We start from the raw sequence: 14,350 nt of genomic DNA, 5'->3' as shown, positions 1-14,350 counted from the left end.
AGTCTGCGAACGTTTGTCCTGCAAATCCAAAACATCCTGATTCTCTATATCTAACGATTCTCCAAGCAGGTCAGTGAGTTGCATGGACACTCCTCACCAGGACCTGCTCATTCGACAATCCTACATTTAGCCCGAACTAGTGGCGACGTACTCCCTGAATCTTCTTTGGCGGGCCAGTTTGTGGCTCCCCTGTTGGGTGAGGGAGAGCAAGATATCCCTCGGAGATCCTCGATGTTCTGCGAGACAACTCAGACCGATAGCACCGAGACTGACGAATCAAAATCAAGAATCGAGTTCGACGACTCGGATACTTGTCGCGACGAGATGCACGAGTCCCTCGAAGCGTGGGTCGAACAGTTTGCTGAGCTCTCCGACGAAGCGAGAGCTAGCACAGAACTCCAGAAGTGGCTGGACGTCCAGTCGCGCTTCCACGACTACTCGTCCCGGAACACGCTCCTGATCTTGATTCAAGGAGAGAATCCCGCCGTTCACGGCGGGCGTGAATCCGACATGCGACTGAGCAACCGCCGACGTTGGCCACCGAAACCCGAACGCTTAGTACACGCCATCTCGTACTCGTTAACAAGGGTTACGTCGGCTTTCGGCACTTGCACGGGAGTACGAGACGCGCTGAAACCAGCGTCCCGAATATTTCGGGGCAGTGGTTCCCACGGGTCGGTTCTGCAACCGACTGCGGGGTTCGCGTCGTTCGTCAGCACGGGAACCCGGCCTACGGGCCGGGGAAGTGTGACCGAACCGACCGTGCCGTGAGGCATGACCGCTTGGGAGAGAGACGCCCCGAGAAACCGGGCGTTGATGACTCGCTTGCGGATGGGAGTGCCCGTGACAGCGCCACAGGACGCTCCCGAGCGAGGGACGAAACCCCCGTCCCACAGACCTCGGGAGAGACGGTCCTGAAACCTGCTCGGCAACAGGTCGGGTTTCCTCGTGCAGGGGAAGCCCCGTCGTTCACGACGGGGAGGATGTCACTCAGGCTTGGTCTGAACACCCCATCCGGCATACCCACTTTTTAATTGATACCCGCCGCAGTCATCGGCATGAATAACGATACCAAGGGCATCCTTCTGGTGGTACTCTCCGGGACGTCATTTGGGACGTTGGGCGTCCTTGGGAAGTACGCCGCCGCCGCCGGGCTTTCCATTCCGACGGTTCTGACCTACCGGTTCCTTGGGGCGTCAATTTTCTTTCTCGCATTCTTGGCTTACAGCGGCCAAGTAGAGCGCCTTCGCGGGAGAGCGCTCGCCACCGCTGTCCTCCTCGGTGCCGGATTTTACGCTGCCCAGAGCGGGCTATACTTCCTTGGGCTTGAATACATGACTGCCGGGTTGGTCGGCTTAGTCATCTATACGTACCCCGTTCTCGTCGTCGTACTCTCGTACTTGTTTCTAGATGAACCGATTACTCGCTACACAGTCGTTGGGCTCGGCCTCGCCGTGGGGGGAGTAGCCGTCGTCTCTGGAGTCAACCCCGCAGGGGCCGACCCTCGTGGAATTGCTGTGGTTCTCGGGGCGGCCCTAGTCTATTCGGGTTACTACGTCACGAGTCAGGTCGCGCTGGAGGACGTCGACGCCCAGACGCTGACGGCGTACGTCCTACCGTCGGCAGGCGCGAGCTTTATCATCTACGGAGTAGCGACCCGTTCGCTGACGCTCCCAACGACCGCTTCCGAGGTAACGATACTAACGGCAATCGCCCTGCTCGCGACGGCTATCCCCATCGGTGCGCTGTTTGCCGGTGTGGCCTACATCGGAGCGAGCCGTGCGAGTATTATCTCGAGCCTCGAACCAGCGACGACGGTCGTGCTGGGCGTAGTCCTCCTCGACGAACCGCTAGCCATGGCAACTATCGTGGGCAGTGTGCTCGTGCTCGTCGGCGTAATTGTGATCCAGATGGAATGACCGTCGCGGCTCCCTAACGCAACTCGACGTGTCGCAACTCGCTTACTTTGTCGATCGTCGACTCGGTATCGCGCAAGCCCTCGGTCGCACAAATGGTGATTCCGTGATGCAGGCTACTACACCCTCGTCATCAAAGCCTCGTTCGCCGCCATCAAACGCACAGTTGATTCCAGTTGTTCGACCGCAGGACGGCGCAACCTGACGACCTTCCTGGAACGCATCCGAGCGTCCATCGAGAGCCAATTTATTGCTCCCTAACCAGGTAAGGGAGAGCAATATCTCCCTCGGAGATTCTCGATGTCCTGCGAGACAATTCAAACCGATAGTACCGATGCTAAGATCCCAGTCAAAAATCGAGTTCGACGATTCCGACAGCCGGCGCGACGAGATGCACGAGTCCCTCGAAGCGTGGGTCGAACAGTTTGCTGGGCTCTCGGACGAAGCGAGAGCAAGCGCAGAACTCTAGGAGTGGCGGTTCTACGGGTCAGCCGACACAGACCACGTCCTCATCACCTATCCTGACGTCGGGACGAACCGAGCGTACTGCTTTGCGACGCTCTGTATCGTCGCTCCCAGCGTTCGGGTCACTCTTGCTGTCTTACCGATGGACGCGAACGGCTTCCGTGCGAAGCAGGAAGTCCGCATCGTCGAAACACCCTCCGAAACAGAGCGGTTCGTCCACTGTCAGACCGACCGAACCTTTCGGTTGGGGGTTGTATCGCGTATTTCCACCGCGGCTGGCTCGACGGAATGGACGGCCGCGAATCGTACGGCAGGTGCTGAGAACGCACCAACTGAGAGTATATATTTAACTACCACAAGAATATTATGAGCACAGCTCCAAATAGAGGACACGATGGCGGAACACGACGCCTCGGAGGAATCCTCGGACATCCCGGAGTCATTCGCTGACTCGTGGACGGAGAGCCTCGCAGACCGCTCGACGAAGGAGCGGGTGTACGAGGTCGTCACGGGACTGACCGAGCCGGCTCCCGTTTCAGAAATCGCTGACCGCGCGGACTGCTCGCCTGGCGGAGCCAGGACGAACCTCGAGTGGTTGGCTTCGATGGGTGTCGTCGATCAGACGGGCAGTGATCCCGTGCTGTACGAGCGAAACGAGGCGTACTTCGACTTCCTTCGTGTCGACCGACTCACGAAAGAGTACAGCGAGGCGGAGCTCGACTCGCGGCTTGACGAGTACGAAGCTCGCCTTGCGGAACTGACTGACGAACTCGACGGAACCGACGTTGATGCGGGGTTGCTTTCGGAGGTGCCGTACGACGAACTCGAAGACACCTACGAGAAGCTCAGTGAAATCCGGGCGCTTCGCCGTCGCACACGCGACATTCGACGGGCGCTCCTCCAGCTTCAGCAGGACGATACCGCTGGCAACCACTGGCAACCCGCCTGAGCATGGGTCGGTCAGACGACCTCAACGAGGAGCGGATGCGACTGCTCGCTCGACAGTTCGGGCAACAATCCTTTGTCCAACGGGTCGACACCTTCCCACCAGAGAAGCCGGACCGTGTGATCGCTCACTTTTACGCATCACATTATCCCGACCCCATCTCGGCGGTTCGACTCGAACTACGACTCCTGCTGTCGGGTGACTACAACCTGTACTACCAGGAGCGATGGGATGGTTCCGTCTGGGAATGCCGGTGGGACCGACACGACAACTCCCACAACGACCGTGAGCACTTCCATCCGCCGCCAGATATCGACGAGACCACACCCGTCGATGCAACCCTCTCAGTTGAGCCGAACGACCTGATCGAGTGCTCGTTCCGGTTTCTTGACGACCGGCGAGCAGCACTCTGGGAATCCGCGCCAGAGATCGTCTATCCTAGGGAGTACCGGTACGAGTGGGACTACGGCCCGGAGGTCCGGCAGCTTGAGGAATAACGTGTCTCCTTCCACGACGTCTCTCAGTACCCCCGTGATCCGTCGCTACCGAGCCAGTTTATCGACGCCGGTATCGTCGAACCACTCCCCGAAACCGAGCGGTTCCTCCACCGCCCGGCGGAGCGAACGTTCCGGTCGGTGATCTGCCTCGCCTACTTCCACCGCGGCTGGTTCGCTGGGCTAGACGATTGAACGGCGCAACAACAGTAATATTTTTGTCTGTTGCACAATATTGTGTATATATAGGATGTACGAAGCTTGCGGGGAAAAGGAGTTCAAAGTTCTCCTCGGCCTCGATGCCGGCGATTCGATATCAGCGGTCGCGCGGAAAATCGACGAGAATCGGGAGACGATTCGACGTGTCGTGAACCGTCTCGAAGATGCGGGGTATGTCGCATACGAGAACGGACTTCAGCTCGTCGACGATTCGATTCGCGAGGCCGGACTCACCTTCCTCGCAATAGCAGCTGGTACATCTCCACCAACGATTTCAGAGGCGTACGTGCTGCCCCAGTTCGCCGGGATGGACTATGCATTCACGGCGATTGACGCAGTCTACGTCTGGACTCGTGGTGGCTACCAGGTCGCCCGCACTCCCGACGACTATCCACTGTTCATGGCGGTTGCGGAATCCGAACTCCACGCGTGGACGACCTTCTTCGCACAGTTCGGACTCCCAGCAACACAGGAACGCCTTCCGGCAGAGGAGGTTGACGGGGCGATACAGATCGTCCTCGAGCCACGGGCCAACTTCATGACTGACATGGTCGATGGCCGGCCCGTCATCCCACTGGAAGAGACGGTCGAATTCGCCACCGAACACTACGCCACCTTCGAATCTGCACTCGACATGCTCGACCGGATGTACGACGACGTCGAGACTGACGCGAACTATCGGATGGAGCCAGCCTGACCATGAGCCAAGAAGCCAGAAGCGAAGCCCTCATCGAGGTACTGGACGAACTGACCGCAGCCGACATCGGATTCGTTCTCGTCGGCGGGTACGCGATCAGCCAATTCGAAACCCGGTTTTCGACCGATCTGGACCTGGTCATCGCTCCGGATGACTACGAGTCTATCGTCGTGTTCCTCGAAGAACGGAACTTTGAGCGAACTGCTGAGTTCGAGGTCCCACCAGAGGACACCATCTACAACCGTGAAATCGAACTCTACGAACGGAGCGAAGGACTACCGCACCCAGTCGGCGTGGATATTCTCGTCAACGGCCTCGGCTGTCGCCAGACAGATGCGGAATGGTCGTTCGACTACCTGCGAGACCACAGTACGGAGACGACCATCACGGGTGGAACTCGCTCGACCACGGCACCGACCGCGAATGGCGAAATCCTCGTCGCCGCCAAACTCCACAGCGGTCGGAAGACAGACCTCGCCGATGTACTTGCCGCGGTTCCCTCCATCGATCTCGATACAGTCGAGTCACATCTGCACCGAGGAGACCCAGAAGCACTGCAGGCCCAACTGAATGACGCTCAAACCTTCATCGAAGAAGGCGGTCTTGACCACCGGTTCAAGAGTGTGTTTGGCAAATCGGCGGCTTCGTCGGAAGACGTCGAGGTGCTCCTCGAATTCTTGGAAGATCAGCAGTAGCCGACTGGTTCCAGTAGTCCGCCATCGAGAGCCCATTTATTGACGCCGAAATAGGGGTTCCAGCCCCTCGAAAAAATAGGATTCCGGTGGACGTGTGCACGACACGAGCCCCTCCCATTGACATCATTTATTACTCCCCTGTTGGGTGAGGGAGACGGAAATACTCCCTCGGAGATTCTCGATGTCCTGCGAGACACCTCAGACCGATAGCACCGAGAATAACGAATTCCAATCAAGAGTCGAGTTCGACGATTCCGACAGCCGTCGTGACGAGATGCACAACTCGCTCGAAGCGTGGGTCGAACAGTTTGCCGAGCTCTCGGAGGAAGCCAGCGCGAGTGCAGAACTCCAGGAGTGGCTGGACGTCCAGTCGCGCTTCCACGACTACTCCTACCGGAACACGCTCCTGATCAAGCACCAGTGCCCCGAGGCGACGAAAGTAGCTGGCTACAACACCTGGTGCAACGAGTTCGACAGACACGTCCAGGAAGGCGAGTCGGCCATCTGGATCTGGGCGCCGATCATCACCACGAAGTGCCCGGAGTGTGGGAACTCTCCCTCCTACCACGAGAATACCGATTGCGAGTACGATGAGACTCCACCTGAAGAATGGAACGAGGGGCTGGTCGGATTCAAACCTGTCCCGGTGTTCGATGTCTCCCAGACCGAGGGTGAGCCACTTCCGGAACTCGATACGACCGCCAAGGGCGAAGGCAGTGAGGACGACATCCTCAACGCGCTGCTCGAGGCTGCACCGGAGCTGGGAGTCCGTGTGAACCTCGTCCCACCCGAAGAGTGGACCCACGGGGAAGCTGCTGGCGTCTGTACCGAGCGCAGCACGTACGACTGCTCGTTGCTCGTCGAAGTCAAGGACCTCGAAAACGACGCGCAGGTGGCCAGTGTGCTCGCCCACGAGTACGCTCACGCCCTGCTGCACTTCGATGTCGACGACAAGGATGAACGCGAGAAGCGCGAAGTCGAAGCCGAGAGTACGGCCTACGTTGTCTCCCAGTACATCGGGCTCGATGCCTCGAACAGTGCGTTCTACGTGGCCGCCTGGGACGGTGACCCCGCCGAGACTATCCGGGGCCGCTTGCAGCGTATCGTGGACACCGCACAGGAAATCCTCAACGCGGTCGAACTAACACAGTAAGTAAGAGGTCATAGCGTGTCAGCAGGGGAGTGCTTCATTGCAGAGACAAATTCTTAGGTCGTATCGCAAAGTTCTCTAGAATTCAGTAGCCACTGACTGGTCGTGCTCTCGCCGGGCTCTCGGTCTTGTCGAGTGGGGCGTTCCTGGGTTCTCCCTACAGTGGAACCTCTACCTCGATCTCGACGAGAAAATCCTCCTGAGCAAGTTGTTCGGGACCGAGAACCGTCAGACACGGGTAGGACTCTCCATCGTACACCTCGTTCCAAACTTCAAAGAACCCATCCCTGTTCTTGTGGGAGTCGACGATGTGGGCGGTGACCTTGGCGACGTCGTCGAGTGATCGGTCGACCTCCGCCAGCAACGTCTCGACGTTCTCGAACGCCTTCTTCGTCTGAGACTGGATGTCGTCACCCGCCAGTTGAAATTTCTCATCCCAGCCGACCTGGCCGGACATATAGAAGGTACCGTCGGCGACGACGGCCTGGTTGTAACCGATGCCTGTCGAGTCGATGAGTCCGTCGGGATTGATTACCTCTCTCGTCACAACTTCGATATCGATACAGAATATAAAGTAACTGAGGGTACCAGATAACAGTCCGCACACCAAAGAGCAGGATGAACGTTGAGGTGGTATGTTTTCAGCGACGCTACAAGAGGATTGAGCATCTCTTCGTCGAATTTCTCGAATGATTCAACGCGTTCGACCCGACGGAACCGATCCAGGAAACACGACCACTAGGTGTGAGAGGATTTCTATGACACCCTTCAGTAACACCAGACCGGCTTTCGGGAGTTCAGCTGTCCTGAGCGTTCACTCGGTCTGATTGAATAATTCGACTCAATATTTATAATCCCGTACGTACAATGTACATACAAGAGGTGCCTAAACATGGGAAGCACACGAGTCAACTTCCGGCTCCCCGAGAACCTTGTAGAGAAAGCCGATGTCGCGGCAGAGGTTACCCACAAGAACAGGACTGAGATCATCATCGAAGCACTCCAAGAGTATCTTGACGAGGTCGAAGATGACGACCAGTTCAAGGAAGCGGTCGTCGAGCTCTATCTCGACGATCGGATCAGCTTCGAAGTCCTGAAAGAGTTCATTGGCAGGCAGGACGCAGAATCCGTCCGGGCATCGAAAACCATCCTCGACCAGGGCGACGACATCGCCGAGGACCTCGCGGAACTGTAGCGTGAGAATATGATCGTCGTAGACACAAGCGCTCTTATCTCAGTCGCATCAGTCGACCTCCTCGAATCCCTGCTCACCGAATACGACGTCCACACCACCGAAACCGTTCACGAAGAACTGGAGGCCACTGCCCAGTACGAAGATGTACATGGGATTGCCGCCCAGACCGTACTCAACAAGATTGACCAGATCGAAATCCATGCGGTCGAAACAGAGCTAACAACCTCCCGTATCGACTCTGGAGAGGGAACCACAGCTGCCCTCACCAACGAACTCGAGGCGGACTTCCTCATCACCGACGATCTCCGCGCTCTCCCAGAACTGCAGACCATCGTCGACGCACGAGTGGCCATCTCACCCATTCTCCTCAAAGCATTCGTTAAACGAGGTGTACTGAACCACGACATAGCCGAAAAGAAACTCGAAGACCTCGTACGGCGACGAAGCTGGCTCGGCGCACCCATCTACAGACGCGCTAAACGGCTTTTTCAGAACGAATAGCCCGATTCGAAAGTCGCTGGCCAGATTGGGTCCTGACTTGCACACCAGTCGTCCAACCTCGACAGCTTTACTTGTCAGTGAATGCTAATTTGTAGCACTATGCATGACCTGACTGGCTTCCAGCGCGATCTGCTGTATGTCATCGCTGGCCTCGACGACCCCAAAGGCCTTGCCGTCAAAGACGAGCTCGAAGACTACTACCAGAAAGAAATCCACCACGGCCGACTTTATCCGAACCTCGATACCCTCGTCGACAAAGGTCTCGTGGAGAAGGGTTCGTTAGACCGCCGGACAAACTTCTATACCCTGACCCGACGTGGTCGACGTGAGATCGAAGACCGGAACGACTGGCAAGAGCACTACGCAGACGAACTCGCAGCGTAGAGGACATCTGACGTCTTGAATTGGACCGTTCTCTCCGTCCAAACCCTCCGTAGCGAGTACCAGTAGCAAAATCCCTACTACATTCGAGGTAGAACATCGACCCAAGCAGCCACATGGCCGGTGACTCCACACCAATTCCCCCGTTCGCGGAAGACGCACTTGCCGTTCTTGAAGCGACTTTAGACGACTCTGCAGGTCTCGATAAGCGTACCGCACTTCAGACCCTCGAAGGAGAGGGGTTCACAACGGCCGATGCTGAAGAAGCGCTCGAAATTCTCGAGATGCGTGGCTATCTCTACCGGGTTGAAGACGAGCTCAGGATTACAGACTGAGCGGAATTCCGGGTTTTCGACGACGAGATCCCTCAATCGGCGAATACTTACAGCGGTAGCGAGGCGAAAGCCCACCCGTTCACGGGTGGAATGAAGCCGACAACTGGGAATCTTTCTACGACCGTAGCCACGGTCGGGGTTGGATGGTTGCATAACATCTTTAGGTGGATAGCTTCTATATACTGACAATGCCTCGTGGGTTCGACAGGGAACGTACCACCGTCCACAAACTCCAGTACCATTTCATCTGGTGTCCGAAATACCGTAAATCGGTGCTTGAAGGCGAGGTACGCGACCGTCTCGAAGAACTCATCGAGGAGAAAGCCGACGAACTCGGGTTAGAGATACTGGAGTTGGCGATTCGGCCCGACCACGTACACTTGTTCATCACGGGCGACCCGACGCTCGCTCCGAACAAGATAATGCAACAGGTAAAAGGCTACTCATCGCGCCATCTCCGCGACGAGTTCGACTTCGGCCTGCCGTCTCTGTGGACGCGTTCGTACTTCGTCTCAAGTGCGGGCGACGTGTCCAGCGAGGTTATCGAGGAGTACATCGACGCCCAAGCAGGTGAGTAGTCATCCACCGGAACGTCTCAACCACGGTGCAGGTCAAACTCCATTCGCTAACCAACAGGAAAGCCGACCTACTCGCCCGTGAGTACGAGGCGTTCCAGAAGACTGTTCACGGCGGGGACGCCGACCTCTACTCCGCGACCGCCCAGCAGGCGTCCAAGGTGCAACGACAGAAAGACCCGAACCCTGACACCGAACAACCTGTCGTTCTCCGCAACGACGTGTTCGACGTGGCCCACGACGAGGACACCGTTCTCTCGTCGTGGTGGGTGAAAGTCCCCGTCTACGACCCTGAGCGTGGACGGGGAAACTCCATCTGGTGTCCCGCCCACGTCCCGCGCAAGGACGAACAACTCGTCCGAGAGGGCGACAGACGGGACAGCGAACTGGTGCGCCGTGACGGTGACTGGTACGTCCATCTCGTCGTGAAGCGGTCTGTGACCGTTCAAGATGAGTACGACAACGTACTGGCGATCGACATGGGTGCACGGTGGGTCGCTACCTGCGCGTTCCTCTCTGACCGCAAGACCACGTTCTACGGCGAAGAAGTCCGCCGTGTCCGCGAACACTACAAGCAACTACGGAAGTCTATCGGGAAGGCCAAACCCCGCCAGGGACAGCAGGTGGTCGAGCGCATCGGTGATGCGGAAGCGCGGAAGGTGGACGACCGTCTCCACAAGATTGCCCACTCCATCGTAGAGGACGCTGAGGAACGGAACGCGGTCATCGTTGTGGGCGACCTCGGTGGGATTCGCAAGGACAACGACAAGGGACGGTACGTCAACGACAAGACCCACAAGATGCCGTTCGCCCGTCTGCTGAACTACATCGAGTACAAAGCCCACGACGCAGGCATTGACGTGCAGTTGGTCGGAGAATACGAGACGTCGCAGAGGTGCAACCGCTGTGCGTGCGAGGGCGTCCGAACAACGCAGGGACGGTTCGAATGTCCTGAGTGTGGGCTGGACGACAACGCGGACAAGAACGGTGCGTTGAATATCGGTAAACGAGCCTTGGGCAAGTTTTCGAAACCGCTGTCCGAGGCGGGGGCTGTACTGGCACGGCCCGAAACGCAGGTCATCGTCCACCGTGACGACGAACCTGCGAACCTCTCCGTTTCCGTGGGTTCAACCCCCAGTGGGGGAACCCCACGGCTTTAGCCGTGGGAGGATGTCAGTGTGTAATCCCTCGTCAGCTTCCGATTGAGTAATTCCAACGGCGACCAGGACCTCACGCTTCACGTCCGCTTCAGAGAAGGCGTGATGGCGACCTCGAGGCGACACTTGCAGCCCGGGACCGTGGCGAGACGCCGTAACCCCAGTTCGAAGTCGTCTACCACAACCCGACTGACGTCCACAAAGTCACCCGCCCGAAGTCGCTGGAACTACTGCGAGCAATCGTTCAGCACGAACCGACGAGTATCTGTGAAACTGCTCGGCTTGTCGACCGGGATGTCAGCCAGGTCCATCGGAACCTGATCGAGTTGGAGGAACTCCACCTGATCGATTTAGTCGAGGAAGGCGGTGCGAAACGGCCCGTGGTCTGGTACGATGCAATCGTCATCAATCTGCCGCTCGTCGAACCCATCGTCGACTCCGACGAATCGAATGTCTAGTTAGCCCGAATCAACGGCAACAGTCCTTCTCACCTTGATTCATCTGGGGAGTCGTTTGTATACGTTTGTTTCGAGATAGACACCGTCGTGTCGACTGCCAGTGACGAATCTCGTTTCCCCGACGAAGCGTACGTTTCTCGTGATTCAGTCCCAGACGGTGTTTTCGCCTGCGAATTCCTCGTCGTTCGTGACGATCGCCTCGGTGCCACGCACCCGGTGGTTCGCAATCAAAAGCGCATCGTGCATGGTGTGGTGATCAACGAGGCTCCCGAACACTGCGAGGTCCTGCTCATCACTTGGGGAGATTTGTACTGGACCGTCGTTCACCAGCCCTCGGAGCACCGCGTTCGGTGTGGTGTCGACTTCGACGCTGGCGATCGTTCCCTTGTTGACTGCCGTCCAGATTGCCTCGCTCACCGCGACAGACGGCGCTTCGAGAACGTCGACACCCTGTTCAGCTCGCTCGAAAACCTCGTCCGCTGCTGACGGAAGTTGGTCAACGAGATACCGCGCCATTGCGACACCGTCGACGGTGTACCGGGTCACGGTTGCCACTCCTCACGTCGCTTCTTCCGAATCTCGGCTTCCATCTCCTCGGCCATCTCCTCCCGTTTTTCTTCGGAGACATCGTTGTCGACGAGCATTCCCCGGCCCGACGATTGGGTTGCTTTCCGTACCCTGATGCCATCCTCCGCTTTCTCCCACCTGACCTCATCTCCCTCCTCGAGTCCGAACTCGGCACGGAGGTCCTTCGGGATGGTTACTTGCCCCTTCCGGGTGATTCGCGTTGTTTCGCTCTCGGTCTCATTCTCGGTACTCATGTCTAGTACTACGTGGTGTAGTACCTAAGAGTTGTGCTGCCAGAACAGCGGCAGCCGTGTGTTGGTTAATTTCTCCGAGTTGGTTAAGGTGAGACCACCCCCGGAGGTTTATTGACCCCTGCCGGGTGAGGGGTTCGTCGAGCAGGCGAGCGCCTCGGAGCGTATTCAGATGCCTGTTAGTGACATCTATCCGACGACGTTCGACGAGGACGTACCGACTGAGAAGACCACCAACCACTGCCCGGAGTGCGACGGCCGCGTCACGCCGAGCGGGGACGAATCAGTCTGTGAGGACTGCGGGCTAGTCGTCGACGAACGGCGACTCGACCGTGGGCCCGAGTGGGGCGGCTACGACGAGGACGAGCGCAGGCGTACTGGCGGACCACGCACGGTCGCCAGACACGACCGCGGCCTCTCGACCACGATCGGGCACGGAACCGACTCTCGGGGCAATCAGCTCTCCAGACGGAAGCGCCGACAGCTCGCGCGGATGCGTCGCGAACACTCCCGTGGCCAGTACGAGTCCAAAGCCGACCGCAACCTCATGCACGGGTTCACCGAAATCCGGCGCATCGTCGGGGCATTGAGCCTCGGCAACTCGCTCCGTGACCAGGCCTGTTCCCTGTTCCGGACGGCTCAGTCCGAGTCACTGCTTCGAGGCAGATCCATCGAAGGCATCGCCGCGGCCTGTGTCTACGCGGCCATCCGGTGCAACGGCCTTCCCCGAACGCTCGATGAGGTGGCAGCGCTCGCGCAGGTGTGTCAGCCCCGGGTGAAGGCCTGCTACAAGTCGCTCAATTCGGAGCTCGGATTGCCCGCGAAGCCGATTACACCTCGCGAGTTCGTTCCGCAGTTCGCCTCAGAGCTCGGTGTCCCTGACCGGCTTCGTAACGAGGCACGGGCGTTCGCCAGTCAGGCACAGGAAGCAGGAGTGACGGTCGGTGTCCAGCCATCCGGCTTTGCAGCTGCCTGCCTCTACAAAGCTGGCGAAGGTACGATGCTGGGACAGGCAGACGTGGCTGCTGTTGCGGGCTGTTCGACGGCCACGGTACGCAACCACTGGCAGACGCTCAACGAGGTCGTCGACTGAACGTTTGTGCTCACCTGAACGGGTGAGGTGAGACAGAATTCCCATCGAGAATCATCCCCTGTCACGACTGTCGTTCACGAACCGAGTCCGTAAACGCGCCGAGTACGAAGCCTTCGAGTTCCAGCTCGCCGGCGACGCCGTCCTCGTGACCAACTGCAGCCACAGCGATCCGAGCGAGCACCGATACCTGATCCGTGTCGTCGACGGCGTCCCAACCTCCTGCACGTGCCCGGCTGACGAGCACTACGACGACGCCTGCAAGCACCGCGTCGCCGTCGCGATTCGTGGCGCAGTCCTCAATGCGGCTGTGGATGCGACGGTCGCGACTGACGGTGGGAGCGTCGTCAGCATGTCAGAGAAGACTGGAACGGAGGGTGACCAAGAGTGTGAGTGTGCCAAACTCCCCGATGGAGTCCCGTGTTGGCCCTGCTACCGTGATGGAAAAGCGACGTTTGAACCGGGCAATCGGTCGTCACACGCTCCCTGACTGATCGCTCTGCGTCAAGCCAGTTTATTGCGCTGGCAACGGGGTGCCAGCGTGCGAGATGGAGCAGCACGATGCCGAGCTCCCGTCGACGCGCTGGCGAGTGTGATTCCATGCACCAGATAATCTACGCGCTCGTCGATGCAGAGTCCGAAGAAGAAGCTCTTGAACAGGCGACGGTGACGTTCGACCGACTCGTCGGCGCGCGGGTCGACGAACGGCCCGTGTTCGATTACTACGTCACGTTCGACGACGAGGGCGCAGCGGTCGCCGGGAAAGCCCGCTGGGGTGAGCAGCCGGTCGCTGCTCGCGTCGACTCTCACGAGGGTGCACGCTTGCTCAAGCGCGGGTGGGATGCGACCGTCACGGAGTTCGAACGCAACCTCGAAAAGGTCCGGAAAGGGCTCGAGGAGCTCAGCGTCGAAGCCGTGATGCACGATGCCGAGCTCGTCCGGCACGCCTGCCATAATCTCGGCGCATTCCGTGGCCCGTCGCTGCACCTCTACGCCCAATACGGTGACGGCATCCGACACCGGTCACATCTCGACCGAGTCCTGAATTCCTCCGAACCGATGTGGATCGTGCCCGCCGACGTCCACTACTAACACGGCCGGATTTCCCGTTGGATTCTATCCTCTCACTCGATTTGCTTGAGGCCACCACCCACCAGCCACCTCCCCACCCTCCCCACCCTCCGCTCCGTGCTCGCTCTGCTGCGCGCGCAGCCACAGCCTCGAATACTAGAGGAAGAGATGCCTTTTGAGAGTGTGC

20 protein-coding genes and 1 pseudogene are annotated in these 14,350 nt (G+C 58.5%); 17 read left to right on the top strand and 4 right to left on the bottom strand.

The genetic code is table 11. The annotated features are described in order from the left end of the window. The first annotated feature begins 1,058 nt into the window (after positions 1 to 1,058). The 7 genes and pseudogenes from NO345_RS18675 (at position 1,059) to NO345_RS18650 (ending at position 6,585) form a co-directional block, all read left to right on the top strand. Complete coding sequence (locus NO345_RS18675; RefSeq protein WP_256301786.1) at positions 1,059 to 1,919, top strand: DMT family transporter; 861 nt, start codon at positions 1,059 to 1,061, stop codon at positions 1,917 to 1,919. Positions 1,920 to 2,775: 856 nt separating this feature from the next. After that, positions 2,776 to 3,330: a DUF7342 family protein gene (locus NO345_RS18670; RefSeq protein ID WP_256301784.1), complete on the top strand. Its 555-nt coding sequence runs from the start codon at positions 2,776 to 2,778 to the stop codon at positions 3,328 to 3,330. A 35-nt stretch (positions 3,331 to 3,365) separates the two neighbouring features. After that, complete coding sequence (locus tag NO345_RS18665; RefSeq protein WP_256301782.1) at positions 3,366 to 3,824, top strand: toxin-antitoxin system TumE family protein; 459 nt, start codon at positions 3,366 to 3,368, stop codon at positions 3,822 to 3,824. A gap of 54 nt (positions 3,825 to 3,878) precedes the next feature. Further along, positions 3,879 to 4,016 (top strand): annotated as a pseudogene (locus NO345_RS20060) (DUF8069 family protein); the annotation flags it as partial. Between the two features lie 55 nt (positions 4,017 to 4,071). Then, positions 4,072 to 4,737 (top strand): helix-turn-helix domain-containing protein, encoded by a 666-nt coding sequence (locus NO345_RS18660; RefSeq protein ID WP_256301780.1) that lies wholly within the window; start codon positions 4,072 to 4,074, stop codon positions 4,735 to 4,737. Between the two features lie 2 nt (positions 4,738 to 4,739). Then, positions 4,740 to 5,432: a nucleotidyltransferase family protein gene (locus tag NO345_RS18655; protein WP_256301778.1), complete on the top strand. Its 693-nt coding sequence runs from the start codon at positions 4,740 to 4,742 to the stop codon at positions 5,430 to 5,432. A 181-nt stretch (positions 5,433 to 5,613) separates the two neighbouring features. Then, positions 5,614 to 6,585 carry an ArdC-like ssDNA-binding domain-containing protein gene (locus NO345_RS18650; RefSeq protein WP_256301776.1) on the top strand — a complete coding sequence of 324 codons (972 nt, stop codon included), beginning with the start codon at positions 5,614 to 5,616 and terminating at the stop codon, positions 6,583 to 6,585. A 154-nt stretch (positions 6,586 to 6,739) separates the two neighbouring features. On the opposite strand, the gene NO345_RS18645 is transcribed toward NO345_RS18650, so the two are convergent. Further along, on the bottom strand, positions 6,740 to 7,129 hold the full coding sequence (locus tag NO345_RS18645; RefSeq protein ID WP_256301774.1) for a RidA family protein: 390 nt from the start codon (positions 7,127 to 7,129) through the stop codon (positions 6,740 to 6,742). Positions 7,130 to 7,474: 345 nt separating this feature from the next. Between NO345_RS18645 and NO345_RS18640 the strand changes: the two genes are divergently transcribed. The 7 genes from NO345_RS18640 to NO345_RS20010 all read left to right on the top strand — a co-directional run bounded on the left by NO345_RS18640 (position 7,475) and on the right by NO345_RS20010 (position 11,184). Then, complete coding sequence (locus tag NO345_RS18640; RefSeq protein ID WP_256301772.1) at positions 7,475 to 7,777, top strand: ribbon-helix-helix domain-containing protein; 303 nt, start codon at positions 7,475 to 7,477, stop codon at positions 7,775 to 7,777. 9 nt (positions 7,778 to 7,786) lie between these two features. Further along, positions 7,787 to 8,278 carry a PIN domain-containing protein gene (locus NO345_RS18635; RefSeq protein ID WP_256301770.1) on the top strand — a complete coding sequence of 164 codons (492 nt, stop codon included), beginning with the start codon at positions 7,787 to 7,789 and terminating at the stop codon, positions 8,276 to 8,278. 99 nt (positions 8,279 to 8,377) lie between these two features. Then, complete coding sequence (locus tag NO345_RS18630) at positions 8,378 to 8,662, top strand: helix-turn-helix transcriptional regulator (protein ID WP_256301769.1); 285 nt, start codon at positions 8,378 to 8,380, stop codon at positions 8,660 to 8,662. A 113-nt stretch (positions 8,663 to 8,775) separates the two neighbouring features. Continuing rightward, positions 8,776 to 8,994 (top strand): hypothetical protein, encoded by a 219-nt coding sequence (locus NO345_RS18625; protein ID WP_256301767.1) that lies wholly within the window; start codon positions 8,776 to 8,778, stop codon positions 8,992 to 8,994. 188 nt (positions 8,995 to 9,182) lie between these two features. Further along, on the top strand, positions 9,183 to 9,572 hold the full coding sequence (gene tnpA / locus NO345_RS18620; protein ID WP_256301766.1) for an IS200/IS605 family transposase: 390 nt from the start codon (positions 9,183 to 9,185) through the stop codon (positions 9,570 to 9,572). Between the two features lie 2 nt (positions 9,573 to 9,574). After that, positions 9,575 to 10,729, top strand: coding sequence for an RNA-guided endonuclease InsQ/TnpB family protein (locus NO345_RS18615; protein ID WP_368407899.1), 1,155 nt, complete (start codon positions 9,575 to 9,577; stop codon positions 10,727 to 10,729). Positions 10,730 to 10,947: 218 nt separating this feature from the next. Continuing rightward, a complete protein-coding gene (locus NO345_RS20010) occupies positions 10,948 to 11,184 on the top strand; it encodes an HVO_A0114 family putative DNA-binding protein (protein ID WP_438266780.1) in 237 nt (78 codons plus the stop codon). 144 nt (positions 11,185 to 11,328) lie between these two features. On the opposite strand, the gene NO345_RS18610 is transcribed toward NO345_RS20010, so the two are convergent. Both NO345_RS18610 and NO345_RS18605 read right to left on the bottom strand, forming a co-directional pair. Next, a complete protein-coding gene (locus NO345_RS18610; RefSeq protein WP_256301762.1) occupies positions 11,329 to 11,730 on the bottom strand; it encodes a hypothetical protein in 402 nt (133 codons plus the stop codon). Next, positions 11,727 to 12,005 carry an AbrB/MazE/SpoVT family DNA-binding domain-containing protein gene (locus tag NO345_RS18605; protein WP_256301761.1) on the bottom strand — a complete coding sequence of 93 codons (279 nt, stop codon included), beginning with the start codon at positions 12,003 to 12,005 and terminating at the stop codon, positions 11,727 to 11,729. Before NO345_RS18605 ends, NO345_RS18610 begins: the two co-directional genes overlap by 4 nt. A 169-nt stretch (positions 12,006 to 12,174) precedes the next feature. Here NO345_RS18605 and NO345_RS18600 point away from each other — a divergent pair, with 169 nt between their 5' ends. Next, entirely contained in the window at positions 12,175 to 13,095 is a 921-nt protein-coding gene (locus NO345_RS18600; protein WP_256301760.1) for a transcription initiation factor IIB, read from the top strand. A 61-nt stretch (positions 13,096 to 13,156) separates the two neighbouring features. Here the strand turns inward: NO345_RS18600 and NO345_RS18595 are convergent, their stop codons facing one another. Then, entirely contained in the window at positions 13,157 to 13,360 is a 204-nt protein-coding gene (locus NO345_RS18595) for a hypothetical protein (protein WP_256301792.1), read from the bottom strand. Between NO345_RS18595 and NO345_RS18590 the strand changes: the two genes are divergently transcribed. Both NO345_RS18590 and NO345_RS18585 read left to right on the top strand, forming a co-directional pair. Beyond that, positions 13,283 to 13,582: an SWIM zinc finger family protein gene (locus NO345_RS18590; RefSeq protein WP_256301790.1), complete on the top strand. Its 300-nt coding sequence runs from the start codon at positions 13,283 to 13,285 to the stop codon at positions 13,580 to 13,582. The genes NO345_RS18595 and NO345_RS18590 overlap by 78 nt on opposite strands. A 110-nt stretch (positions 13,583 to 13,692) precedes the next feature. After that, on the top strand, positions 13,693 to 14,184 hold the full coding sequence (locus NO345_RS18585) for a DUF7995 family protein (RefSeq protein ID WP_256301759.1): 492 nt from the start codon (positions 13,693 to 13,695) through the stop codon (positions 14,182 to 14,184). The last annotated feature ends 166 nt before the right edge of the window (positions 14,185 to 14,350 follow it).

The organism is Haloarchaeobius salinus (assembly GCF_024464185.1).
In the GTDB taxonomy this organism is placed as follows: domain Archaea; phylum Halobacteriota; class Halobacteria; order Halobacteriales; family Natrialbaceae; genus Haloarchaeobius; species Haloarchaeobius salinus.
This window is presented reverse-complemented; position numbering and strand designations above follow the sequence as displayed.